At 41.3% G+C, this 23202-nt stretch carries 22 protein-coding genes and 1 pseudogene; 13 read left to right on the top strand and 10 right to left on the bottom strand.

The window, feature by feature from the left end; all coding sequences use genetic code 11:
- Nucleotides 1–47 precede the first annotated feature (47 nt).
- From B7721_RS04810 to recJ, 4 genes are all read right to left on the bottom strand, one after another.
- Nucleotides 48–827 (bottom strand): alpha/beta hydrolase, encoded by a 780-nt coding sequence (locus tag B7721_RS04810; RefSeq protein ID WP_084877811.1) that lies wholly within the window; start codon nucleotides 825–827, stop codon nucleotides 48–50.
- Nucleotides 828–895: 68 nt separating this feature from the next.
- Entirely contained in the window at nucleotides 896–2557 is a 1662-nt protein-coding gene (locus B7721_RS04805; RefSeq protein WP_000065610.1) for a ribonuclease J, read from the bottom strand.
- A 501-nt stretch (nucleotides 2558–3058) separates the two neighbouring features.
- Nucleotides 3059–3706, bottom strand: coding sequence for a COG3942 and LysM peptidoglycan-binding domain-containing protein (locus tag B7721_RS04800; protein ID WP_084877809.1), 648 nt, complete (start codon nucleotides 3704–3706; stop codon nucleotides 3059–3061).
- Nucleotides 3707–3996: 290 nt separating this feature from the next.
- Nucleotides 3997–6213: a single-stranded-DNA-specific exonuclease RecJ gene (gene recJ, locus B7721_RS04795; protein ID WP_162283493.1), complete on the bottom strand. Its 2217-nt coding sequence runs from the start codon at nucleotides 6211–6213 to the stop codon at nucleotides 3997–3999.
- 177 nt (nucleotides 6214–6390) lie between these two features.
- Between recJ and B7721_RS04790 the strand changes: the two genes are divergently transcribed.
- The 5 genes from B7721_RS04790 to B7721_RS04770 all read left to right on the top strand — a co-directional run bounded on the left by B7721_RS04790 (nucleotide 6391) and on the right by B7721_RS04770 (nucleotide 10225).
- Nucleotides 6391–7149, top strand: a complete 759-nt coding sequence (locus tag B7721_RS04790) for an amino acid ABC transporter ATP-binding protein (RefSeq protein ID WP_045617531.1) — start codon at nucleotides 6391–6393, stop codon at nucleotides 7147–7149.
- A gap of 10 nt (nucleotides 7150–7159) precedes the next feature.
- Entirely contained in the window at nucleotides 7160–7954 is a 795-nt protein-coding gene (locus B7721_RS04785) for a transporter substrate-binding domain-containing protein (RefSeq protein ID WP_084877806.1), read from the top strand.
- A gap of 12 nt (nucleotides 7955–7966) precedes the next feature.
- Nucleotides 7967–8644 carry an amino acid ABC transporter permease gene (locus tag B7721_RS04780; RefSeq protein WP_084877805.1) on the top strand — a complete coding sequence of 226 codons (678 nt, stop codon included), beginning with the start codon at nucleotides 7967–7969 and terminating at the stop codon, nucleotides 8642–8644.
- Between the two features lie 9 nt (nucleotides 8645–8653).
- A complete protein-coding gene (locus B7721_RS04775; protein WP_049477613.1) occupies nucleotides 8654–9313 on the top strand; it encodes an amino acid ABC transporter permease in 660 nt (219 codons plus the stop codon).
- A 129-nt stretch (nucleotides 9314–9442) separates the two neighbouring features.
- A complete protein-coding gene (locus B7721_RS04770) occupies nucleotides 9443–10225 on the top strand; it encodes a DUF4037 domain-containing protein (RefSeq protein ID WP_084877803.1) in 783 nt (260 codons plus the stop codon).
- A gap of 286 nt (nucleotides 10226–10511) precedes the next feature.
- Here the strand turns inward: B7721_RS04770 and B7721_RS04765 are convergent, their stop codons facing one another.
- From B7721_RS04765 to B7721_RS04750, 4 genes are all read right to left on the bottom strand, one after another.
- Nucleotides 10512–11534, bottom strand: a complete 1023-nt coding sequence (locus tag B7721_RS04765; protein WP_042902759.1) for a YdcF family protein — start codon at nucleotides 11532–11534, stop codon at nucleotides 10512–10514.
- Nucleotides 11535–11601: 67 nt separating this feature from the next.
- Entirely contained in the window at nucleotides 11602–12039 is a 438-nt protein-coding gene (locus B7721_RS04760; RefSeq protein ID WP_001167395.1) for an Rrf2 family transcriptional regulator, read from the bottom strand.
- Nucleotides 12040–12204: 165 nt separating this feature from the next.
- Nucleotides 12205–13146, bottom strand: a complete 942-nt coding sequence (locus B7721_RS04755) for a hypothetical protein (RefSeq protein ID WP_084877802.1) — start codon at nucleotides 13144–13146, stop codon at nucleotides 12205–12207.
- Nucleotides 13147–13306: 160 nt separating this feature from the next.
- Nucleotides 13307–14158, bottom strand: a complete 852-nt coding sequence (locus B7721_RS04750; protein WP_084877797.1) for a metallophosphoesterase family protein — start codon at nucleotides 14156–14158, stop codon at nucleotides 13307–13309.
- 195 nt (nucleotides 14159–14353) lie between these two features.
- Between B7721_RS04750 and B7721_RS04745 the strand changes: the two genes are divergently transcribed.
- From B7721_RS04745 to thrS, 3 genes are all read left to right on the top strand, one after another.
- Nucleotides 14354–14728, top strand: a complete 375-nt coding sequence (locus B7721_RS04745; RefSeq protein ID WP_084877789.1) for a hypothetical protein — start codon at nucleotides 14354–14356, stop codon at nucleotides 14726–14728.
- A gap of 261 nt (nucleotides 14729–14989) precedes the next feature.
- Nucleotides 14990–15613 (top strand): adenylate kinase family protein, encoded by a 624-nt coding sequence (locus B7721_RS04740; protein ID WP_084877787.1) that lies wholly within the window; start codon nucleotides 14990–14992, stop codon nucleotides 15611–15613.
- A gap of 10 nt (nucleotides 15614–15623) precedes the next feature.
- Complete coding sequence (gene thrS / locus B7721_RS04735) at nucleotides 15624–17567, top strand: threonine--tRNA ligase (RefSeq protein ID WP_084877786.1); 1944 nt, start codon at nucleotides 15624–15626, stop codon at nucleotides 17565–17567.
- A 47-nt stretch (nucleotides 17568–17614) separates the two neighbouring features.
- Here thrS and B7721_RS04730 read toward each other — a convergent pair whose 3' ends face one another.
- Both B7721_RS04730 and B7721_RS04725 read right to left on the bottom strand, forming a co-directional pair.
- The gene (locus tag B7721_RS04730; protein ID WP_084877784.1) at nucleotides 17615–18589 is read right to left on the bottom strand and encodes a sensor histidine kinase; all 975 of its coding nucleotides are present in this window, start codon (nucleotides 18587–18589) and stop codon (nucleotides 17615–17617) included.
- Complete coding sequence (locus B7721_RS04725) at nucleotides 18582–19259, bottom strand: response regulator transcription factor (protein ID WP_084877782.1); 678 nt, start codon at nucleotides 19257–19259, stop codon at nucleotides 18582–18584. The genes B7721_RS04730 and B7721_RS04725 overlap by 8 nt, the downstream gene beginning before the upstream one ends.
- A gap of 321 nt (nucleotides 19260–19580) precedes the next feature.
- Between B7721_RS04725 and B7721_RS04720 the strand changes: the two genes are divergently transcribed.
- From B7721_RS04720 to B7721_RS04700, 5 genes and pseudogenes are all read left to right on the top strand, one after another.
- Nucleotides 19581–20150: a TetR/AcrR family transcriptional regulator gene (locus B7721_RS04720; RefSeq protein WP_049477455.1), complete on the top strand. Its 570-nt coding sequence runs from the start codon at nucleotides 19581–19583 to the stop codon at nucleotides 20148–20150.
- Nucleotides 20151–20189: 39 nt separating this feature from the next.
- Nucleotides 20190–20723: a flavin reductase gene (locus B7721_RS04715; RefSeq protein WP_001055665.1), complete on the top strand. Its 534-nt coding sequence runs from the start codon at nucleotides 20190–20192 to the stop codon at nucleotides 20721–20723.
- A 162-nt stretch (nucleotides 20724–20885) separates the two neighbouring features.
- The gene (locus tag B7721_RS04710) at nucleotides 20886–21203 is read left to right on the top strand and encodes a hypothetical protein (protein WP_193389082.1); all 318 of its coding nucleotides are present in this window, start codon (nucleotides 20886–20888) and stop codon (nucleotides 21201–21203) included.
- A gap of 14 nt (nucleotides 21204–21217) precedes the next feature.
- The gene (locus B7721_RS04705; protein WP_084877781.1) at nucleotides 21218–21994 is read left to right on the top strand and encodes a ferredoxin reductase domain-containing protein; all 777 of its coding nucleotides are present in this window, start codon (nucleotides 21218–21220) and stop codon (nucleotides 21992–21994) included.
- A gap of 89 nt (nucleotides 21995–22083) precedes the next feature.
- Nucleotides 22084–23161, top strand: a pseudogene (locus tag B7721_RS04700) (DUF2974 domain-containing protein).
- The last annotated feature ends 41 nt before the right edge of the window (nucleotides 23162–23202 follow it).

Raw genomic sequence — 23202 nt, 5'->3', positions numbered from 1 at the left:
AAGATAGATTCTCTATTTTACTGAAGAAAGCTGAAAGAAACCTAAAACTAAGATAAGCGCTCTTCCAAGACAAAGTCAATTGGTAGAGTAGCCAAAAAACGCTCCAATTGTTTTTCCCAGTAGTACCACTCGTGCTTACCTGGACTATGACTATAGGTCACCTCAAAACCAAGTTTTTTGAGGTTTTTCACTGCGAGATTATTGGCAGAGTAGAGATAGTCTTGCTCCCCACACCAAGCCCATAGTTTGGTCTTTTTATCGGATTTTTCAGCAATGCTTTCAAGCGAATGAGGACTAGCTGTCCAGTCTTTAATCTCTCCAAAAACTCCTCGCCAGTAGGCAAGTGACCCCAGATCCTGACTTTCAGGAGAAAATTCCTGAAAACTGAGCGCACCAGAAAAACTAGCCGCATGAGAAAAACGATTTGTCGATAGAGCGAGTTTGAAGGAACCATATCCTCCCATGGAGAGGCCTGCTATGAAAGTTTTTTCTCGCTTGCTGGTCATATTGGGGAAGAAACGTTTCATGACCTGGGGGAGTTCTTCTGCTAGAGCTGTATAGTAGTTATAGCCATACTGAGTATCTGTGTACCAGCCATTGCTAGTATTGGGCATGATGACAATAAGATTGGTTCCACGCAACAAGCGCTCGACATTGGTACGTTTGAGCCAGCTATTTTGGTTTCCTGACATTCCGTGCAAAAGATAAAGGACAGGAATATCTGTGCAATCTGGTTCAGTCACCCGACTAGCATCTGGATAGAGTACGGTAACGCCCCACTCCATATCCAAAACTTTTGAGTAATACTCAATATTCATAACTGCCATGGTTGTCTCCTTTTACTATTCTATAAGAAAAAGCCGAATTTCGACTTTTTCTGTAGGTATTCTGCTTATTATTTTGCTTCCATCACGACTGGCAAGATTGCTGGACGACGCTTGGTTTGATCAAAGAGGTACTTGGTCAGATTGTCACGAACCTTGCCTTTGAGATCTGCCCAGTCAAAGTCATCACCTTGAAGATACTCTTCTACCGTTTGGTTAATCAATTCTGAACTTTCACGGAGAATGTCACGACTCTTCTTGAGATAAACAAATCCACGCGTGTGAACACGGGCCTTGGCCACAATTTTCTTCTCACGACGGTTGACAGTGATCGCCACGATAAAGATTCCATCCTCTGACAAGACCTTACGGTCACGAAGGACCACATTTCCAACATCCCCGATGGCATTTCCGTCAATCAAGACATCACCTGCAGAAACTGCTCCAGCTGGAACAAAGTCTCCATGTTCATAAGACATGGTCGTTCCCTTTTTAGGGATGAAAATGCGTTCTGGCAACATCCCAACTGCCATGGCAGCCTTGGCATGCGCATCTAACTCACGGTACTCCCCTTGAATAGGGAAGAGGTAGTTTGGCTGCAGAAGATTGATCATCAACTGCAAATCACGCGCATTCCCGTGTCCGGATACTCGCAAGCTTTGGGTAATGAGTTTCACCACACCACCAGCTTGGTAGATCATGTTTTCAACACGCGCCATGACGGCTTCTTTGGCGATAGATGGAGTCGTTACGATATAGACCAAGTCCCCGTCTTTGATTTCCACATAGCGGTGGCGACCAATAGACATCTTACGAAGTCCATTAATAGGTTCACCCATACGCCCAGTCTCAAGGATAATCAACTCATGGTCTTCAAAACGAGACATTTCTTTTGGTTTAATCAAGAGACTTTCATTAGCTAGGGATAATTTTTTGAGACGAATCGCAGTGCGGACGATATTTTCAATATCAAATCCAGTCAAAACAACTCTGCGACCTGTATCTGCTGCAGCATCAAAAACCTGCTGGATACGAGAAAGGTTGCTAGCAACTGCGGCAACGATGATACGACCTTCCCAGTCTGCAATGGTCTGGGTAATCTCGTCTCCAACTTCACTCTCACTCGCCACCTGGATATTGCTGTCTGCATTCGCAGAGTCACTGAGGAGCGCCAAAACACCATCACGACCGATTTCTGCCAAACGAGCAAAATCCGTCGCATAGGATTCGCTAGCTGTCTGGTCAAACTTGAAGTCCCCTGTGTAAACAATGCTACCTTCAGTTGTTTTTAGGACTATTCCCAAACTTTCTGGGATGGAGTGAGTTGTACGGAAGAAGGAAACCACAGTCCCTCCAAAATCAATCTCCGTATCTTCATCAATCACATGGAAGTCATTGAATTTCTTAACCGTATCATTTCCTTTGACAAAGAGTTTGGCCAACTCAATGGTCAACTCCGAACCAAACACAGGCACCTTAGCCTCTGCCAAAAGATAAGGCAGGGCACCAATGGCATCCGCATGTCCGTGGGTCAAAAAGACCCCTGCGATACGATCGCTATTTTCAAAAAGGTAGTCCATATTTGGAATGACGACATCAACACCTAGTTGTTCATTTTCAGGGTATTTAAGCCCCGCATCCAAAACAAAAATAGAACCATCGATTTCAGCGATGTACATATTTTTCCCATTTTCTCGTACACCACCTAGTGTTGTTAAACTAATATTACTCATTTTTCCTCCGAAACTTCATTTATCTTGATTATAGGGCGAATTCACCCTCTTATTCTAAAAGTTCTAAAACTTTCAGCCGAATCTTTTCCTACCATTATACCATTTTTTTGATTATTTTCAAAACGAAGATAGGTTTTTAACTAGAGATTAGTCACTACTTTGAATCAAATCTTTTTACTTTGACTTCTCTTTTGGAGGCTTCATCGAAGATAATAGAACGATTATACCATCAAAAATATGGGCTTTTTGAATCAATTTAATTTCAGATACCTTTCTCGAACCCTAAATTTCTCTTTTAGTTCAAAAAAACCTGCTTTTACCTCTCGACTTGAGAACTATTTTCTACAAAGACATGGTTTATCTACATCCAAAAGCAAGAATTTCCTGTTCGCTATAGAATCTAAAAAATTTTCAGCAATTAGCCACTAAGATGGTGATTAACGATGGGAAACTTCTTCAAAAAGAAAAAAGACTTAGAAATTCTAAATCTTTTTATCATCTTTAGTTTGGATAGATATAAGTGACGTTACCTAAAAATTCATGAGGATTAAAGAAGCCACGGTAATTTGCAATCTGCTTTTGACGTCTGTAGTTTGCTTCCAATACCTGGATAGAGTTTTCACTTTGAACATCTGTTACATAAGCAACGTGTCCATATTCACCACCATCCCAAACGGCAATTGCTCCTACTACTGGAACACTTCCTGTCTTATAACCTTGAGCGCTCGCGTAGATTGCCCACGTGTTGGCATTTCCCCACCAGTTGCTAGCCCAAGGCGCCAATTCTTTCACGCCCCATGTACACTGACCAATAGGGTATGAGTTTCCATAGTTTGTTGGAGTCTTTTCAACAACATCTTCTGTATCTGATACCACATTCGCAGTGCTAGCTGGAGCACTGTAGGTAGAGCTAGCCTGAGCGGAACCACTCACTTGGAGAACATCTCCTGGGTGGATGGTATCAAAGATGGTTTTCCCATTCAAAGCCGCCAAGTCATAAGGATCCATATCATTGGCAGTAGCAATGGCAAAAAATGAATCTCCGTCTTGGACAACGTAAGAGTTGGCATGAACCGTTTGAGCACCAACTGTCGCTAAAACAGCAGTAGAAGTTAAACCAAGAGTCAGTTTCGTAACTGTTTTTTTCATAACTATATTCCCCTTATATTTATTTTCTTGATAAGAAAATCATACTTGATTTACATGTCAGTTCGTTTAGAGTTATATTTTAGTCATGTTACAAAAATTTATACTTTTACTACATAAGGTTTAAAAGCAGACATCGTATAAAGTGATAGAAGAGAATAAAAAATGAATCGTTACCCCCAATCTTTACATCAGCAAACCATCCAAAAGACTATCTTATCAACCACTCCCACATCAAGCATTTATCCGACAAAAAGAGACCGAGATAGGTCATCTCAGTCCCTTTCTATCTATTACTCCATTAAAAAGTCATACATTTCTTGCACGGTACCCAGCGCCATCATTTCTTGGTCTTTAACGGTTTGTTTGAGATTTTGGTAAATCTGACTTTCAGCAATTTCCCTTTTCGGCGCTTCTTTATTGACTGTCATGACACCATCTTTGATCGTTACAAAGCCCAGTTCCTCAAATACTTGAATCATCTTGACCAGCAAGATTTGTTGGATATTGAGATAAGCCGCCAGATCTTTCAGCTTGTAGCGAATATCAAACTCTGGGAACTGGTAAATGGTCTTGTACAATTTTGCAAACTGTTCCCTAGTCCCATAACCTGTCAGATAGTAGGCCTTGTCAATGTCATTTTTGAAATAGACAGCAGAGAAGTGCTGTTCTTGAAAAATTGTCTTCAGCAAGGTAATATCTTCAGGAATAGTTTTCACAACCACAGCATCACTAGTCGCTAAATCCGGCAACTCTCCAGAGAAATCTAAAACTGGAACCCCTTCTGGCAAGACTGCATTCTTCCCACGAATGTTAAAGAGTTGAACACCCTCCACACGCGCATCCACCATCATCAACTGGAGGGCAGTTTGGCCATTCCATTGGTTGACAGACAAGGTGACTGCCAATTCTAGATTCTTGGTTTGAGCAAACTCCGTTGCCCATCTACCTTGTCCAAAGGCTACCACTTCAAAACTCGCCTCCCCCTTGGAGATCTTTAGTTTGAGATGGGCATTGCCTGCCCCCATGGTTCTAGCACTTTCGACATGAAAATCCTTGATATAAAAGATAGGTTTCTGATTATCCATCCCAAAGGGTGCCAAGCGTTCAAAGCTTTTAACCGTTTCTAAACTAAGAGTCTCCAAATCCAACTCTTCATCTAGATTTAACTTATTCTTACCACTAGCATCTGCACCTTTTTCACGGACATAGTCTTCCAAGACTTGAGATAAATCTGAAAGTTTCTCAACTTCCAGCGTCATTCCAGCTGCACCAGCATGGCCGCCAAAGGCGATAAAGAGGTCTCGATGGGGATCCAGAGCTTCAAAAATATCGACTGCTTCCACACTACGAGCGCTACCCTTGGCACGACCATCTTCTATATTAAGAACGATGACTGTCTGCCCCAATTCCTCTAGCAAGCGCCCAGCCACGATACCCAGAACGCCAGGATTCCAGCCTTCCTTGGCCAAAACCTGGACCTTCTTCTCAGGATCCACCATGGTCTTAGCTTCTTCATAGATTGACTGAACGATTTCCTTGCGCTCTTCGTTTTTCTGGTGAATCATGAGGGCAATCTCATGTGCTTCCTCATCGTCAAACCCAGTCAGCAAATCAATGGCAGGATTGGGATCATCCAATCGCCCCAAGGCATTTAAACGAGGAGCAATCTGGAAGCCAACCGTCTCTTCTGTCACTTCATTCGCAGCAATCCCTGCCATGTCCAGCATTTCTTGTAGTCCAATGCGCTGGGTATGTCCCAACATTTCCAGACCATATTGAACCAAAATACGGTTTTCATCTGTCAGGCTCACCATATCTGCAATGGTACCGATAGCGACCAAATCAAGCAATTCCACTTGCACTTCTTCTAAAAGAGCGCAAGCTAGCTTGAAAGCCACTCCGCATCCGGCCAACTGTTTGAAAGGATAATCCGCTTCTGGATGCTCAGGGTGCACAATCGCATAGGCATCTGGCAAGGTTTCCGGCATGGAATGGTGGTCGGTCACAATGACATCCACTCCCATAGACTGGGCCAATTCAATGGCTTCGTGCCCTGCAACCCCATTGTCCACTGTCACAATCAAGGAAATTCCCTCTTGCTCGATAAAGTATTTATAAACACTGGCATTGGGACCATAGCCATCGGTAAAGCGATTTGGTAGATAAACACGGCACTCAGCGCCAAGCTGTTCCAAACTTTCCTTCACAATCGAAGCTGAAGTCATACCATCCGCATCGTAGTCTCCATAGATGAGAATATTCTCCCCTTCCTCAATGGCCTGACGAATCCGTTCCACTGCCTTGTCCATATCATGGAGCAGATAGGGGTCATGTAAATCCTCTAAAGAAGGTTCTAAAAACTTCTTTAGACTTTCTTCATCCTGAATCCCTCTTTCAAATAATAAGCGAGCCACCTCAGGACCCAGTCCAGCCTTCTTGGCTATCTTTGTAAAATCCGCATCTTCAACCTGCGGGGCAAACTGCCATTCATAAGTAGGTGTTATCAAAAAGACATCCGCTCTTTCTAAGAATTCTATCGTTTCATTATAACATGATTTAGGCATTTTCTCTATCCAGATTGCTTTTTTATAACATTTTAGTGAATTTTTTTCAGATATGATTTGACAAGAACATTCTTTTGGTGTAGAATCATGTTATAAAATCTAACACAAAGGAGATCTCTCATGGCTTTAGTAGAATTTAAAAACGTCGAAAAATATTACGGAGACTACCACGCACTCCGCGACATCAATCTCCGTTTTGAAAAAGGACAAGTTGTTGTCCTGCTTGGACCTTCTGGTTCTGGGAAGTCCACTCTTATCCGTACGATTAATGGTTTGGAGGCTGTTGACAAAGGGAGTCTCTTGGTCAATGGACACCAAGTAGCAGGTGCTAGCCAGAAAGATTTAGTTCCTCTTCGTAAGGAAGTCGGCATGGTTTTTCAACATTTTAACCTTTATCCACACAAAACAGTGTTAGAAAACGTGACACTTGCGCCCGTTAAAGTTCTAGGAATTGATAAAAAAGAAGCTGAAAAAACAGCCCAAAAATATCTGGAATTTGTAAATATGTGGGACAAGAAAGATTCTTATCCGGCCATGCTATCTGGTGGACAAAAACAGCGGATCGCCATCGCTCGTGGTCTTGCCATGCATCCAGAACTCCTCCTCTTTGATGAGCCAACATCTGCTCTTGATCCTGAGACTATCGGAGATGTTCTAGCAGTTATGCAGAAACTAGCACATGACGGGATGAATATGATCATCGTTACCCACGAAATGGGCTTTGCCCGTGAAGTTGCGGACCGCATTATCTTTATGGCCGACGGAGAAGTTTTGGTGGATACGACAGATGTCGATGACTTTTTCGACAATCCAAGCGAACCTCGTGCCCAGCAATTCCTCAGCAAAATTATCAACCACGAAAGTGATAAAGTCAAATAAGGAGGCACCTATGAAAAAGAAATTCTTTTTATCCGCATTATTGATTAGCCTTTTCGGCCTTGCTGCTGCCAAACCAGTCCAGGCTGATACTAGTGTCGCAGACATTCAAAAAAGAGGCGAACTGGTTGTCGGTGTCAAACAAGACGTTCCCAATTTTGGTTACAAAGATCCCAAGACAGGGACTTATTCTGGTATCGAAACCGACTTAGCCAAGATGATTGCAGACGAACTCAAAGTCAAGATTCGCTACGTTCCTGTTACCGCTCAAACCCGCGGTCCACTACTAGACAACGAACAGGTCGACATGGATATCGCAACTTTCACCATCACAGACGAACGTAAAAAATTATACAACTTCACCAGTCCCTACTACACGGATGCTTCTGGTTTTTTGGTCAATAAATCCGCCAACATCAAAAGCATTGAGGACCTAAACGGCAAAACCATTGGGGTTGCCCAAGGTTCCATCACCCAACGCCTGATTACTGAACTGGGTAAAAAGAAAGGTCTAACCTTTAAATTCGTCGAACTTGGTTCCTACCCAGAATTAATTACTTCACTTCACGCTCACCGTATTGATGCCTTTTCCGTGGACCGCTCTATCCTTTCTGGCTACATTAGTAAACGGACAGAACTACTAGATGATAGTTTCAAGCCATCTGACTACGGTATTGTTACCAAGAAATCAAATACCGAGCTAAACGACTATCTTGATACCTTGGTCACTAAATGGAGCAAGGACGGTAGTTTGCAGAAACTCTATGACCGTTACAAGCTTAAACCATCTAGCCATACTGCAGATTAAGGAGGACACCCCATGACAGATTTATCATCTTGGACAGCCTATTTTCAGGATTTTGGACAATTTTTCAATGGTTTCCTCTTCACCCTTGCCCTAGCGATTGGTTCCTTTATCCTCGCCATGGTTTTAGGCATCTTCTTTGGAGCCATGTCAACCAGCAAACGCCCATTCTTGCGTATTTTGGCTCGTATTTTTGTCGAATTTTACCAAAACACCCCCCTCTTGGTACAGTTTGTTATTGTTTTTTATGGCCTACCCCTTATCAGTGATCACACCATCATGATTCCGATTTATTGGACAGCTGTTCTCTGCGTCGGACTTTATCACGGTGCCTATATTGCTGAGGTTATTCGTTCAGGGATTCAGTCTATTCCTAGCGGTCAGATGGAGGCCGCCTTATCACAAGGTTTCACCTATATCAGTGCCATGCGCTTGGTTATCTTGCCTCAGGCCTTCCGTATCATTCTCCCACCTTTGACCAATCAAATCGTTAACCTCATCAAGAACACCTCTACCGTTGCTATCATCTCTGGAGTGGACTTGATGTTTGTGACCAAGTCTTGGTCAGCTCTCAACGGAAACTACATCCCTGCCTTTCTAGGTGCTGCCCTACTCTACTTTGCCCTTTGCTTCCCAGTCGCCCAGTTTGGTCGCAAGATGGAGCAAGCCAACAAAAAAGCCTATTCACTTTAGGAGGTTACTATGGAATCTATTTTAGAAGTTTTGACCCCAGATAACCTAATCTTTATCTTTAAAGGATTTGGCTTAACCCTCTACATTTCTCTAATTGCTATCGTCCTATCTACCCTTATCGGGACGGTACTTGCGGTTATGCGAAATGGGAAAAATCCTGTCTTGCGAATCATCTCCAGCATTTACATCGAATTTGTGCGTAACGTTCCCAACCTTCTCTGGATTTTCACTATCTTTTTGGTTTTCAAGATGAAGTCGACGCCAGCTGGCATTACCGCCTTTACCCTTTTTACCTCAGCAGCCTTGGCTGAGATTATCCGTGGTGGCCTCAATGCCGTAGACAAGGGACAATACGAAGCAGGAATGTCACAAGGATTCACCTCTACTCAAATCCTCTACTACATCATTCTCCCACAAGCGATCCGCAAAATGTTGCCAGCTATCATTTCTCAGTTTGTAACTGTGATTAAGGATACCAGCCTTCTCTACTCTGTTATCGCTCTACAGGAACTCTTTGGCGCCAGCCAAATTCTCATGGGACGCTATTTCGAACCAGAGCAGGTCTTCAGTCTTTATATCCTGATTGCCTTGATTTACTTTATCTTTAACTTTGCCATTTCTAGCCTGTCTCATAAGCTAGCAAAACGTTGGCAACAAGCTGCAGAATAAAAACGAAATGTGAACTCGAAACAAGGGTTCACATTTTTTGCTATAAATGAAAAAGAGCAACTCAATGCTATGCAAACGTTTTACTTTTTAGTAAAATGACTTTAAAACCATAAAGCAAGGAGAAAAATCATGATCCAAGAACTTTGCAAAGAATTCTCTCAACTGGAACAAGTAGAAGCTATTGCTCTTGGTGGTTCTCGTGCAGGACAAGCCTACGATCAAAACTCTGATTATGACGTTTATGTCTATCTCAACTCTCCTATTGATGAGGCGACTCGCCTAAAAATTTTGAGTAAATACTGCTCCTATATGGAAATTGGAAACCAGTTTTGGGAGTTAGAGGACGACTGCGTACTAAACAACGGTATCGAAATCGAGTTGATTTATCGTTCACTGGAATCATTTGAACAGGAATTGAACTCAACCGTTTTTCAGCATCAAGCCCAAAATGCCTATACAACTTGCATGTGGCATAATCTACTCCACAGCAAGATTTTATACGACCCGAATGGACACTATGCTTCTCTCCAAAAGACTTACCAGATTCCCTATCCACAGGAACTCAAAAAGCATATCATCGAAAGGCAACTCCTTTTGCTAGAACAAGCCATGCCTGCCTTCTCTCACCAAATAGAAAAAGCTATCAAACGCCAAGATCTTCTCAGTATGAATCATCGTACAAGTGAATTTTTTGCTTCCTACTTTGACTTGTTATTTGCGCTCAATGAGCAAACCCATCCTGGTGAAAAACGAATGTTGGAGTACGCAAAGACCAATTGTACACTCCTCCCTAAGCAATTTGAAGAAACTATTCGCAAGTATTTCCAACTACTCTACCAACCACAACAAGGAGAACAAGCGGTCGTAACCTTACAAACCATCCTGAACCAACTAAAGGCCATTTTGCCATAGACCAAAAAGAAAATGTGAACCTCTGTTGCTGTTCACATTTTTATTTGTCGTTGACTGTAAAATTCTAGTCTACTCATATTCAGTTGCCTATTTTTGACTCTCTCTGAAAATCTGTAACTAGGTTAGAAATTGTTCAATTGATTGACGAGCAATCATGAAACCGTTCCAAAAACCACACTCACAATCACTTACCCTGCTCTTTCATTACTAGTGACAATTTTTCCCTTAGGGTTACTACAAGATTTTTTAGAGATTCTAACAAGAATTACAATATGAATTTTACATATTACCATAGAACACCTCTATAGGAGAAAATCAGAGCTAAAATTAATAAAATATAGAAGGCGAGAAAAAGCCATCTCATCTTCACACATAGAGCAATGTATTCTCTGATAAAGGCCGATGGGATATAGTAGGCGGCTGTACGGCAACCAAGACCATCTCCCTTCATCCCAATACGGCGAGCATAGGTACTGGTACGAAAAACATGGTAATCATTGGTCACAAAGAGAAAACGTGGACTGGCTACCAGCTTCTCACCCATTTCTTTTGAGAAGAGAAGATTCTCATAGGTCGTCGTTGAGTCTTCTTCTAGGAGAATCGCTTCTCTCGGAACATCCGTCTCTTCCAGCAAATAATTACAAATTGCCTGAGCCTCGGAAATCTTCTCATCCCCACCTTGACCACCACTTGCGATGATTTTAACATTGGGATTGAGAGACTGGTGATAAGCTTCTACTGCCTTGTCAATGCGACTCTTCAGTAAGGGAGTAACTTTTTCTCCATTCAACAAGCCTGCTCCGTGAATGATGATAAAATCATAATATTTTTTCTTAGGAATGAAAAGATACAGAATGGAATAAAGCAGAAATCCTGCAAAGGCAAAACCAAAAATCAAATACGAATAAATCAAAAAGAAAAAGATAATATTCACTAGATGATTGGTGTAAAACAAGCCCTTGGTATCGCTCACTCGAATCGCCATGATCACAAAAAAGAATAGAATCACGCATCCTAATCCTAGAGACAAATAATTTGCCTTGGATTTTCCTTCTTTTTTCAATAACACAAATCCATTATAAATAAGGAAAAAACCACTTAGAAAAACTAAAAGAGGCAGCAGGAGAAAAATCCCTGCAAAGAAAACCATGTGCACTTCTTTCTGCCCAGCTTCGTAAAAAAGATTGGCAATGGACATATAAGAAAAGAGCAGAGACAAAAGCAAGAGAGCTGGATTCCAGAGACTACGATTGTCCCTTAAAAACGAAACGAGAAAAAGTAGGACAAAAAATCCTGTGATAAAGTACATAGTCTTCTCCTTTAATGACTACATTGTACCATAATTATGGCAATAGAAAAAGAGAACCTTAGTCCTCTCACTTAGATAGTTTATTCTGAGCATCGGCTACAACCTGAGCCAGACTTGTCTGACGCAGTTGGTTTTCCATAGCTGCTTGAACATCGAACAACTTTTGGTCCAAGACCGCATGGATATTCGCACCAATTGGGCAATTAGGATTTGGATTGTCATGGAAACTAAAGAGCTTACCAGATTTTCCTAAACACTCCACAGCTTGGTAGACATCCAACAAACTGATCTCTTGAAGGTCTTTTATTATCTCAGTTCCTCCCGTACCACGAGCAACTGAAATCAATCCAGCTTTTTTGAGTTGCGATAAAGTCTTACGGATAATGACTGGATTGACCCCAACGCTGGCAGCGAGAAAATCGCTGGTTACTTTACTTTCTGTATCCTGCATTGCAATAATAATCATCATATGAGTCGCAATTGTAAATCGACTTGAAATTTGCATTTTCTTCTCCTTTCACTGATATTTTATTCATCTTTTCCCGTATAAACATTATACCGTTTTTGGTTTTCCTGTCAAATATTAACGACTGATTATCTTCTCCATGCAAAAAGTCCTGTATCCCTCTTGCCAACCAGAACGGTAGAGGGCATACAAAGACTTATTTTTTTATGCAATTTTACGGACAATCCCTTTTGTTTTATGACTTGACCAGACTGAGCTGATAGACACCCCAGCACCAACTAAGGTAAACACAGCTAACATAGCTAGATTATAAAAATAGTTATCTGGGAAATCACCGCTAAAGATTAATTGATTCACCACTCGGAAAGCAAAGGCAAACTCAACCCCTAGTTTGGAAACGACTTCCATCGCCAAATCAATTTGATTCACTAGAAAGACAGTAATCACCATCCAAATAGAGGAAATCACAATCCCCTTTCGAGATACCTTTCTTCCAAGGATTTCATATCCTTTAATGGTACAAATCCCCAGAACAATACCCGCTACCATAGCTACATAACCTAGACGAGCGATAAATAGAGCAACTGCTCCACCAATCAAGGCTCCCAGCAAGGCACCAACTGCTCCAAGAAGAACATTTTCCTTTTTATTTTGATAAGAATCCACCTCGATTTGAAGATTGCTCTTCAGCAATTGATAGCTTTCCTCGTTGATAAGGAAAATTGAATCACCTAATTGATAGAGACCAACGGGACCCTCCTGACCGCTATAGGCACACACTTGGACGAAATGATGGGTTTCAAGGAATGCAACGAGGTCTGTTATGAGCGTCTGTAACTTTTCAATTGTTTTTGATTTGCGCATGGCACCTTTTACGACAAAAGAAACAAGGTACTGATTGATAGACAAGGTCGACAAGTTTGGAAGAGATTCACTCTTAAACTCATCCCAAACCAATTCATTTTCTTCTGAATCCGCAGGATTACCATTCAAACTCACACTGACACAAAGTCGAAACTGATTTTTCACGTCAGTTTCTTGCAGGAAAAGTAAATAGCCTGACTGCGTGCCATAAATACTTCCAGACTCCTCATCAAACTGTAGGCCTAATCCCGACGCAATTGCCTGTAACTCTTCTGGTTTCATTATCTGTCTCCTCTTATTTTGAATATCAATTAGTATGAGATTCAAATTATTTATATTCCGTTATTCTAACATAAATTTGAGAAGCCGTCAATTCGTATCCAGTTCGACTTATCGGAAAACAACAGTCCCTAGACTATCTTATTTCTAGCTAGAAATCCTCTTAAAACCAATCTTTCTTGTCTCTCTCCATCCAAAGCTCAACATCCCTGTCATAACCTTCTTGTTCACTAATCTGACCTAACAATTCGTGGTTATGAGTATGGTGAATCCCATTTACCAAACTTTCATAGTAGACCTGGAAATAGGGGAGCTTCAAATCCTTAGCCAACTGCAATTCAGCTTCCACATCATAATCCACTCGACGAAAATCAACATCAGACAAACCTGCTTCATCAAACTCTAAAATCATATACTGAGCCCGCAGGTCCTTACGCAACTTCGCATCTAGAAAGAAAGGTTGTCCAATGGAACCTGGATTAAGAATCAACTGTCCATCACTTCCGTAACGAAGCAACTGTTGGTGAATATGGCCATATACTGCGATAGAGGCGTGTGGATTCGTCACCAATCTATCAAAATCTTCTTGTTTTCCCGTATGAATCAACTCTCTACCCCAGTTTTTATCAGGGAGATGGTGTGTGATTCCCACCATCAAATCACCAAACTGACGATGAACTTGCATGGGTTGATTATTGAGGTCTTCGATTTCTTCAGGGCTGACCTCCTCTAAGATGTACTGACTTTGACGCAGGAGATAACGATGACTCGCTATTGTAGGATCTAACTTGCGATGCAGGCCTCGCCAGAGACTATTCTCCCAATTTCCCAGAACTCTTACTGTAATAGGCAAACTTGCTAAGAGGTCCAATATCCTTCTACGTCCTGTTCCTGGCATCAGAATATCCCCTAAAAGCCAGTATTGGTCTACCTCTGCTGCTTTAGCATCAGTCAGAACAGCTTCCAAAGCTGTCGTATTTCCATGTATGTCTGAAAGAACTGCTATTTTGGTCATTCTTTCTCCTTACTCTCTTACTTCTTTTGTTAGTATTATAACAGAAAACACTCGAAAAGATCACTATCACTAATCACTGGATTAAATTGTAAGAGCCTCCAAATCGTGCTATAATATAAGTAGAGGTTTCCCCTTCATTTAGGATTATGTTGTATACAATATCTCTCAATTTTTCCAGATTGGAGGACTATTGCCATGCGGAATTATCTTAAGTATATCCCATACTACCTTGTCACTTTCTTTTTTTACTGGCCCCTCTATGAGCTCCTCTCTCTACTCATCTCTGACCCATATACACTGAAGGGACTATACATTTACAACATCATCCTCTTTTCACCTCTGGTAACCTTTATCGTATCGCTACTTTATAGCTATCGATTTCATTTCTCACTTTGGTGGCTACTCAGCATTGGTCTGCTCTATTGCTTTACTATCATCACCTTTGGTGAGTTCATCCTGCTTTACTTCCTAGCCTATGAACTCTTTGCCCTACTTGGGTTGGTTTCTGGTGTGGGTATCAAGCATCTCTTCAAGAGAGCGAAAAACAAAAAAATTATACAAAAACCTTGAAAATTCTCGCAATCATGCTATAATAATGCATAGAGACAAGTCACTTAGTCCCTTTCTACTAGAGAGTGCGTGGTTGCTGGAAACGCATAGAAAGCCTAAACTGATACTACTCTACTGACTTTTATGCAAACATAAAACGGTGGCCACGTTAAAGCCAATCAGAGGTGTCCCTCTTTTTTGAGGAACATAAATGAAGGTGGAACCACGTTGCGACGTCCTTTTAGGATGTCGTTTTTTGTTTTGTCAGAAGGAGGAAGAACGATGCTTTATATGATTGGCGGATCGCCTTGTAGTGGAAAGTCAACAATTGCCTCACTTCTTGCTAGACAGTATCAACTACTTCATATCAAACTGGATGATTTGGTAGAAGAGATGATGAGTCAAGCAAGTGCAGACTCACAGCCAATTTGCCTTCTTAGGAAGGATAGAAATCCAGAACAAATCTGGATGAGAAAGCCAGAAGAGATGGCAGATGAAGAATGGTGCTTTTATGAAGAGATTTTTCCTTATGTAAAATCTTACTTGATAAAAAATCAAAACAGACCTCTCTTGGTGGAGGGAGCAGGACTTTTGCCTCACTTGGTAAAGGAGATTGAATGTCCAGCATCTTCCTATCTATGCTTGACTCCGACAGCTGATTTTCAAAAAAAGCATTATATACAGAGAGAATGGGTTCCTTATGTCTTAGAGGGTACAACCAACCCTGATCAAGCTTTTGAAAACTGGATGCAACGAGACATTCTTTTTGCTCAAATGGTTCGTAAGGAAGCGGTGAAATTAGGCTATCCTAGCCTCGTAACAGATGGTAGTCAATCAGAGAATCAGACTGCGGAAGAAGTTGCTCGGCTCTTAAAATTGTCCAACAAAAATAGAATAAATATTTAAGGAGAAAACCATGATTAAGATTACTTTCCCAGATGGCGCTGTTCGTGAATTCGAATCTGGCGTTACTACTTTTGAAATTGCCCAATCTATCAGCAATTCCCTAGCTAAAAAAGCCTTGGCTGGTAAATTCAACGGCAAACTCATCGACACGACTCGTGCTATCACTGAAGATGGAAGCATCGAAATCGTGACACCTGATCACGAAGATGCCCTTCCAATCTTGCGTCACTCAGCTGCCCACTTGTTTGCCCAAGCAGCTCGTCGCCTTTTCCCAGACATTCACTTGGGAGTTGGTCCAGCTATTGAAGATGGCTTCTACTACGATACCGACAATACTGCTGGTCAAATCTCTAACGAAGACCTGCCTCGTATCGAAGAAGAAATGCAAAAGATTGTCAAAGAAAACTTCCCATCTATTCGTGAAGAAGTTACCAAGGACGAGGCGCGTGAAATCTTCAAGAACGACCCTTACAAGTTGGAATTGATCGAAGAACACTCAGAAGACGAGGGTGGTTTGACTATCTACCGTCAGGGTGAATACGTGGACCTTTGCCGTGGACCTCACGTCCCATCAACAGGCCGTATCCAAATCTTCCACCTTCTTCATGTAGCAGGTGCTTACTGGCGTGGAAATAGCGACAACGCGATGATGCAACGGATCTACGGTACAGCTTGGTTTGACAAGAAAGACTTGAAAAACTACCTTCAAATGCGTGAAGAAGCTAAAGAACGTGACCACCGTAAACTTGGTAAAGAGCTTGACCTCTTCATGATTTCTCAAGAAGTTGGTCAAGGACTTCCATTCTGGTTGCCAAACGGTGCGACTATCCGTCGTGAATTGGAACGCTACATCGTCGACAAAGAGTTGGCTTCTGGCTATCAACACGTTTACACTCCACCACTTGCTTCTGTAGAGCTTTACAAGACTTCTGGTCACTGGGATCACTACCAAGAGGACATGTTCCCAACTATGGACATGGGGGACGGTGAAGAGTTTGTCCTTCGTCCAATGAACTGCCCACACCACATCCAAGTTTTCAAACACCATGTTCACTCCTACCGTGAGTTGCCAATCCGTATCGCCGAGATTGGAATGATGCACCGTTACGAAAAATCTGGTGCCCTCACTGGTCTTCAACGTGTGCGTGAAATGTCTCTCAACGATGGTCACCTCTTTGTTACTCCTGAACAAATCCAAGAAGAGTTCCAACGTGCCCTTCAGTTGATTATCGATGTTTATGAAGACTTCAACTTGACTGAATACCGCTTCCGTCTCTCTCTACGCGACCCTCAAGATACTCACAAGTACTTTGACAACGATGAAATGTGGGAAAATGCCCAAACCATGCTTCGTGCAGCTCTTGATGAAATGGGTGTGGACTACTTTGAAGCTGAAGGTGAGGCAGCTTTCTACGGACCAAAATTGGATATCCAAGTTAAGACAGCTCTCGGAAAAGAAGAAACCCTCTCTACGATCCAGCTTGACTTCTTGCTTCCAGAACGCTTCGACCTCAAATACATCGGAGCTGATGGTGAAGAACACCGTCCAGTTATGATTCACCGTGGGGTTATCTCCACTATGGAACGCTTCACAGCTATCTTAATTGAGAACTACAAGGGTGCCTTCCCAACATGGCTTGCACCACATCAAGTAACTCTCATCCCCGTTTCTAACGAAAAACACGTAGACTACGCATGGGAAGTTGCTAAGAAACTCCGTGACCGTGGTGTCCGTGCCGACGTAGATGAGCGCAATGAAAAAATGCAATTCAAGATCCGTGCTTCACAAACTAGCAAGATTCCTTACCAATTGATCGTTGGTGACAAGGAAATGGAAGACGGAACCGTCAACGTTCGTCGCTACGGCCAAAAAGAAACACAAACTGTCTCAGTTGATGACTTTGTTCAAGCTATCCTTGCTGATATCGCCAACAAATCACGCGTTGAGAAATAAGTAGTTAGCACAAAAGCCTCCAATCGGAGGCTTTTTATCATCTATGTTTACTCGATAACGAGCTTCACTTCAGCGAATTTGATGCGTACTGTCGTTCCTTTTCCAACCTCAGACTCGATACGAATCTGGTGACCCAGTTCTTCAGAAATTTTCTTAGATAGATAAAGTCCAAGTCCAGATGACTGCTGGGTCAAACGCCCATTGTAGCCTGAAAAACCACGTTCAAAGACTCGGAGCACATCACTATTTTTTATCCCGATTCCCGTATCCTTGATACAGAGTTCCTGACCTTCCATGTAAATCTCTAACCCACCTTCCTTGGTGTACTTGAGACTGTTTGAGAGGATTTGTTCAATGACGACCAACAGCCACTTCTTATCGGTCACGATGATTTTGTCAAGGTCATGGAGATTGAGCGTTAGTCCTTTTTGGATAAAGAAAAGGGCATACTTACGAACCACTTCCTTCACCAGATCCTCCACTTGAACCTTTTCAAATACCAAGTCATCGTGGAAACTATCCAAACGCAGGTACTGCAACACCAGATTGGTATAGGAGTCAATCTTAAAGATTTCCTGTTCCAGTTGCTGCTTGACCTCACGATCAGAGACTTCTGCTACCAAGAGACGGCTTGCCGCAATGGGGGTCTTGATTTGGTGAACCCACAAGGTGTAGTAGTCCAGCAAATCCGTCAGCTTACTCTGCGCTTCCGACTTCTTTTGATACAATTCAGACTCACGCTCTTCGAGCTTTTCTACTAGCGCACATTCCAGAGGAGACTTGGGGTCTCTCTCAGCATAGAGTATTTCCTGCCGGTAAACCTGAGCTTCTGCAAATATATCCCAAGCCAAAAATAGGAAGGTCACAAAACTACTGAGCAGAAAGAAATAAAGAAAATAAGTTCCTAGACTAGCAAATAAAAACTGAAAGAGAAGGACGAGAAAGCCTAATGAAAAAATATAGGCAAAAACGCGACTGCGAGAACGCAGATAGGCTAGAAAAAATGATTTCCAATCAAGCATGTTTCAGTCCGTATCCTATCCCTTTCTTGGTTTCGATAAACCCTGCTAAACCTTGCTCCTCCAACTTTTTGCGCAGGCGAGCAACATTGACAGACAAGGTATTGTCATCGATGAAAAAGTCGCTATTCCAGAGTTCCCGCATCAGGTCATCACGCGCCACGATATTGCCAGCATGTTCAAACAAGACCCGCAAAATTTGAAATTCATTCTTGGTCAAACTCAGGACTTCCCCCTGATAGTGCAGGTCCATAGACTTGGTATTGAGGATCACACCCGCATACTCCAGCAGACTTTCATCACGGCCAAATTCATAGGAACGGCGCAACAAGCCTTGAACCTTGGCAAGGAGCACCTGCTGGTCAAAAGGCTTGGTCACAAAGTCATCTGCCCCCATATTGATCGCCATGACGATATCCATCGCTTGATCTCTCGAAGAGAGAAACATGATGGGCACCTTAGAAATCTTACGAATCTCCTGGCACCAATGGTAACCATTAAAAAGAGGTAGACCAATATCCATGAGCACCAAATGAGGTTCTGACTGGACAAATAAGCTCAAGACTTCCATAAAGTCCTCTACCAAAACGACCTCAAAACCCCACTCAGAGAGTAATTTCCCAACTTGTTGCCGAATAACTTTGTCATCTTCTACTAGTAAAATCTTGTGCATGCGCTCCTCCTTTGCTATTTCTCAAAGTATCAAAACCCTTCATATCAGATTTACGGATCAGTATCTCATACTGTTTAGCAGCCTATTTCCCAAATCCAGATCAGAAAACAGATGCTAAATAGAGAACATTCCCACTGATATCATACCTTATTTTTAACTATAGTTCCAGCCTTATCCTATATTTTCCTTTTTGTGCTCATTTTGTTAGCGTTTCTTTAACTTATTTAATAAATCTAGCCTTCTTATTGACAAGCTAGCCATGATTTGTTAGAATATGAATGAACAAATCGATTTATTCATTCACAAAACAAAGGAGGCTAAATCATATTGGACAAAAAACAAGCTTTAAAGACAGCAGCCTATGAAGTTTTTTCGAAAAAAGGTTACAAGGCAACAGGAATTTCAGAAATTGCTAGGCAAGCTGGTGTTGCAGTTGGTTCTTTTTATAACTATTACGAGAGTAAAGAAGCCATTTTTCTAGACACCTATATAGATGAAAACAACCGTGTTCGCCAAGCTATGATCGAAGAACTGGATTGGGAAATTGATATGACCGACCTCATTGGTCAACTCTTTGCTCAGTCCAGAACTCTCGTTTCTTCCAATAAAATCCTTGCAGAATGGTACAATCCTGCCATCGCAGATGAGTTACACAGCTACTATTCCTCGGAGGAAGGCAAAGTCGCAAATCCATTTCATCAGTTTCTAGTTAAAACTTTTACAAATCGTATGCAGGCTGAAGGGTACTCGCCAGAAAAGATTCAAGATATTTTACAGGTTTATAATCTGTTTTACTATATGGATATGCATATCACGGAAAAAGATTTTCCAGATATTGGCAAGACCGTTGAAATACTTGCAACCAACTTCATAAAAGGAATTCTTAAATAACAAATATAATTTAATTATAGGTGAATTGGAGAAAGAGGAATGAACATGGAATTTAGAAAAAAAGAGTACAAACCGTTTGACATTTTTGACAGTGAATGGGCGGCAATAACGGTAGGCAACAGGGAAAAGTTCAATGCCTGCCTCGTGTCATGGAGTAGCCTTGGAAATATTTGGGGAGCACCGGGAAAAAGTAAGGCGACTGTAACCCTATATATACATCCGTCAAGATATACAGCTGAGTTTATTGATGATAGTGAATACTTTACTGTAAGCTTTTTTGATCCAAAATATAAAAAGGCACTTGCATACCTTGGAAGTCATTCAGGAAGAAATGAAAATAAAATAGAAAATGCCGGACTTATGGCAATTCCTATAGGTAAGACAATGGGATTTAAAGAGGCAAAACAGACTTTTTTATGTAAAAAGCTTTGTAAGCAACAGTTTGACAAGGAGAGTTTTGTACAGGAAATAAGGGATTACTATGAATTGTATCCAGATATCTATACTGACGGACATGGTGGCTGGGAACCTCATTTTATTCTTATAGGTGAGATAGAACAGATTATAGATTAAATGGATATGCTATATTTGATATTATTTACATAGAAAGGACAAAATTTTTATAAGAAGAATTGATTTTTTTATTTTTTGAAAATATATGAATGAACTAATATTTTATTCATTCAATAATATAATAAAGGAGATTTTATCATGGACAAACAAGGAGTTAAAAAAATGAATGGATTAGGTATTACAGGAATTTCTCTTGCCATTATTGGTATTTTGATCATTATTTGGGGAGCTACACTACAACAGGTTGATTTATCAAACCCTGATTTTATGTCCTTTGCGACTGGAGGTATGATTTTGCTGGCTATAGGGTTATGTATGATTGCCGGCTTACCTGTTATTTTAAAAATTGCGGGTATTTGGTTGGCGGCATTGACTACCATGATTTATATTTACAGCCTACCTAATACTGATTTGCTTATCAAACTGATTGGCTTTATTCCTGTTATCGCACTGGCTACTTGGCTATCTTTTAAATTTTGAAAATGAGGAAAATAATGAAAAGAGGTAAAAAAATGTTTATTATCATTCTATCAACACCTGGAGTCTTAGGCCTTATAACTTGGGGTGCCATCGCCTACCTTGGACGAAGTCAGATATTATCGATAAAATCCATCGAAAATCCCAGCGGAGATCTGTATTTAATTCACATCACAAAACCAAGTTATCAAAACTGGAAAGCTGGGGCTTATGCCAAGTTTACACTCCCTGATACTTCTTCTACTACTAATAAAAACGAAGCTAAGGGAGAGCAAACCAGTCGATGGCTAACCATTGCCTCCACACCTGATGAAGATGAAATTCTCATTTTGACTCATAATAGTGGTAGCCACTTTAAGGAAACCTTGACACATTTACCGGCTGGCAGTGAGGTTGAGATGAGTTGGCTGGATTCCTCTTTGACTGTTAAAGATACGAATCAGCCACTAGTTTGCTTTGCATCTGATGTCGGCATTTCTGCTCTACGCCCCCTTATCAAAGAATGGGCTGGTAAATGTCCGATTATTCTCAACCATTTTGACAAAGGAGTTACTATTTTCGATAATGAGATGAAAGAACTGGCTCAAAAAACACCGAATTTTACTTATAAAACTAGCGATGATTTTTCTCAAAGTCAAGAATTTTTAAAACGTGCTATTGATGAATACGGCAATCAAGCCAGCTATCTCATCACAGGTCAGCCTGATGATGTAAATGAGATGAAGAATTTTTTAAAGGAAAATGGGATTGATAGCAAAAACATACAAGTAAGCTCGTTTAGAGGTTTGAAATAGGAGCAATCTATCTTCTATGTATTTCAATCAAACCCTACTAGCTAATTCTAGGTAAATGTGATAGGATAAACATAGAGAAAGGAGCTTTTATGGCCAATATTTTTGACTACTTAAATGATGTAGCATACGATTCCTTTTATGACCTCCCCGTGAATGAGTTAGATGTTCTTGCCTTGACTGAATTAACCTATCTTGCTTTCGATGATGTAGTCACCCAAGAACCAGAGCGCCTCATAGATCTTGCATCTCAAATCCCTAGAGACACGACGATGTTGACCAATAAAAACCGTCTCCAGTTGTTGGATCAGCTCGCTCAACACAAACGCTTTAAAAATTGCAAGCTCTCAGACTTTATCAATGATATCGATCCTGAATTGCAAAAACAGTTTGCAGCCATGACTTATCGTATCAGTCTCGATACCTATTTGCTTGTTTTTCGCGGAACGGATGATAGTATCATTGGTTGGAAAGAAGATTTCCATATGACCTATATGAAGGAAATCCCTGCTCAAAAACACGCACTCCAGTATTTACAAAATTTTTTTGCTCAACATCCTAACCAAAAGGTTGTCATAGCTGGACACTCAAAAGGGGGCAATCTAGCCGTCTATGCTGCTAGTCAGCTCGATCCAGTCTTACAAAAAAACATTGTCGCTGTCTATACTTTTGATGCTCCTGGACTTCACAAGGAACTAACCGAAACACCTGGCTATCAAAACATGATGGAAAGAACGAAAGTATTTGTTCCACAAGGTTCTATCATCGGGATGATGCTGGAAATTCCGGATAAAAAAATTGTTGTTCGAAGCACTGCCAACTAAAGGTATCGCCCAGCACGATACCTTTAGTTGGCAGGTTGAAGACAAGCACTTTGTCCAACTAGACGAGACCAATAGTGACAGCCAACAAGTCGACACTACTTTCAAGGAATGGGTTGAAACAGTTCCTGACGAAGAACTGCAGCTCTACTTTGACCTCTTTTTTGGAATCATTCTCAATGCAGGCATCTCTTCTATCAACGACCTTTCTTCCTTCAAGGTCATTGAACACATTCATCATCTCTTTGTCCAAGCTCAATCCCTCACTCCCGAAGAAAGAGAAACCATGGGACGCTTAACCCAACTCTTGATCGACACCCGCTACCAAGCTTGGAAAAATCGAGAATAGACAAAAACCAACTAACCTAATGATTAGTTGGTTTTTTGTTT

Source organism: Streptococcus oralis subsp. oralis, from assembly GCF_002096445.1.
In the GTDB taxonomy this organism is placed as follows: Bacteria; Bacillota; Bacilli; order Lactobacillales; family Streptococcaceae; genus Streptococcus; species Streptococcus oralis_N.
This window is presented reverse-complemented; position numbering and strand designations above follow the sequence as displayed.

Excerpts from the sequence above, each read along its gene's own strand:
- B7721_RS04805 (WP_000065610.1), bottom strand. The coding sequence starts at position 2,557 with ATGAGTAATATTAGTTTAACAACACTAGGTGGTGTACGAGAAAATGGG.
- B7721_RS04750 (WP_084877797.1), bottom strand. The coding sequence starts at position 14,158 with ATGACCAAAATAGCAGTTCTTTCAGACATACATGGAAATACGACAGCT.
- B7721_RS04800 (WP_084877809.1), bottom strand. The coding sequence starts at position 3,706 with ATGAAAAAAACAGTTACGAAACTGACTCTTGGTTTAACTTCTACTGCT.
- B7721_RS04765 (WP_042902759.1), bottom strand. The coding sequence starts at position 11,534 with ATGTACTTTATCACAGGATTTTTTGTCCTACTTTTTCTCGTTTCGTTT.
- thrS (WP_084877786.1), top strand. The coding sequence starts at position 15,624 with ATGATTAAGATTACTTTCCCAGATGGCGCTGTTCGTGAATTCGAATCT.
- B7721_RS04785 (WP_084877806.1), top strand. The coding sequence starts at position 7,160 with ATGAAAAAGAAATTCTTTTTATCCGCATTATTGATTAGCCTTTTCGGC.
- B7721_RS04770 (WP_084877803.1), top strand. The coding sequence starts at position 9,443 with ATGATCCAAGAACTTTGCAAAGAATTCTCTCAACTGGAACAAGTAGAA.
- B7721_RS04740 (WP_084877787.1), top strand. The coding sequence starts at position 14,990 with ATGCTTTATATGATTGGCGGATCGCCTTGTAGTGGAAAGTCAACAATT.
- B7721_RS04705 (WP_084877781.1), top strand. The coding sequence starts at position 21,218 with ATGAAAAGAGGTAAAAAAATGTTTATTATCATTCTATCAACACCTGGA.
- B7721_RS04810 (WP_084877811.1), bottom strand. The coding sequence starts at position 827 with ATGGCAGTTATGAATATTGAGTATTACTCAAAAGTTTTGGATATGGAG.
- B7721_RS04710 (WP_193389082.1), top strand. The coding sequence starts at position 20,886 with ATGAATGGATTAGGTATTACAGGAATTTCTCTTGCCATTATTGGTATT.
- B7721_RS04780 (WP_084877805.1), top strand. The coding sequence starts at position 7,967 with ATGACAGATTTATCATCTTGGACAGCCTATTTTCAGGATTTTGGACAA.
- B7721_RS04725 (WP_084877782.1), bottom strand. The coding sequence starts at position 19,259 with ATGCACAAGATTTTACTAGTAGAAGATGACAAAGTTATTCGGCAACAA.
- B7721_RS04755 (WP_084877802.1), bottom strand. The coding sequence starts at position 13,146 with ATGAAACCAGAAGAGTTACAGGCAATTGCGTCGGGATTAGGCCTACAG.
- B7721_RS04760 (WP_001167395.1), bottom strand. The coding sequence starts at position 12,039 with ATGCAAATTTCAAGTCGATTTACAATTGCGACTCATATGATGATTATT.
- B7721_RS04715 (WP_001055665.1), top strand. The coding sequence starts at position 20,190 with ATGAACATGGAATTTAGAAAAAAAGAGTACAAACCGTTTGACATTTTT.
- B7721_RS04730 (WP_084877784.1), bottom strand. The coding sequence starts at position 18,589 with ATGCTTGATTGGAAATCATTTTTTCTAGCCTATCTGCGTTCTCGCAGT.
- B7721_RS04745 (WP_084877789.1), top strand. The coding sequence starts at position 14,354 with ATGCGGAATTATCTTAAGTATATCCCATACTACCTTGTCACTTTCTTT.
- B7721_RS04790 (WP_045617531.1), top strand. The coding sequence starts at position 6,391 with ATGGCTTTAGTAGAATTTAAAAACGTCGAAAAATATTACGGAGACTAC.
- B7721_RS04775 (WP_049477613.1), top strand. The coding sequence starts at position 8,654 with ATGGAATCTATTTTAGAAGTTTTGACCCCAGATAACCTAATCTTTATC.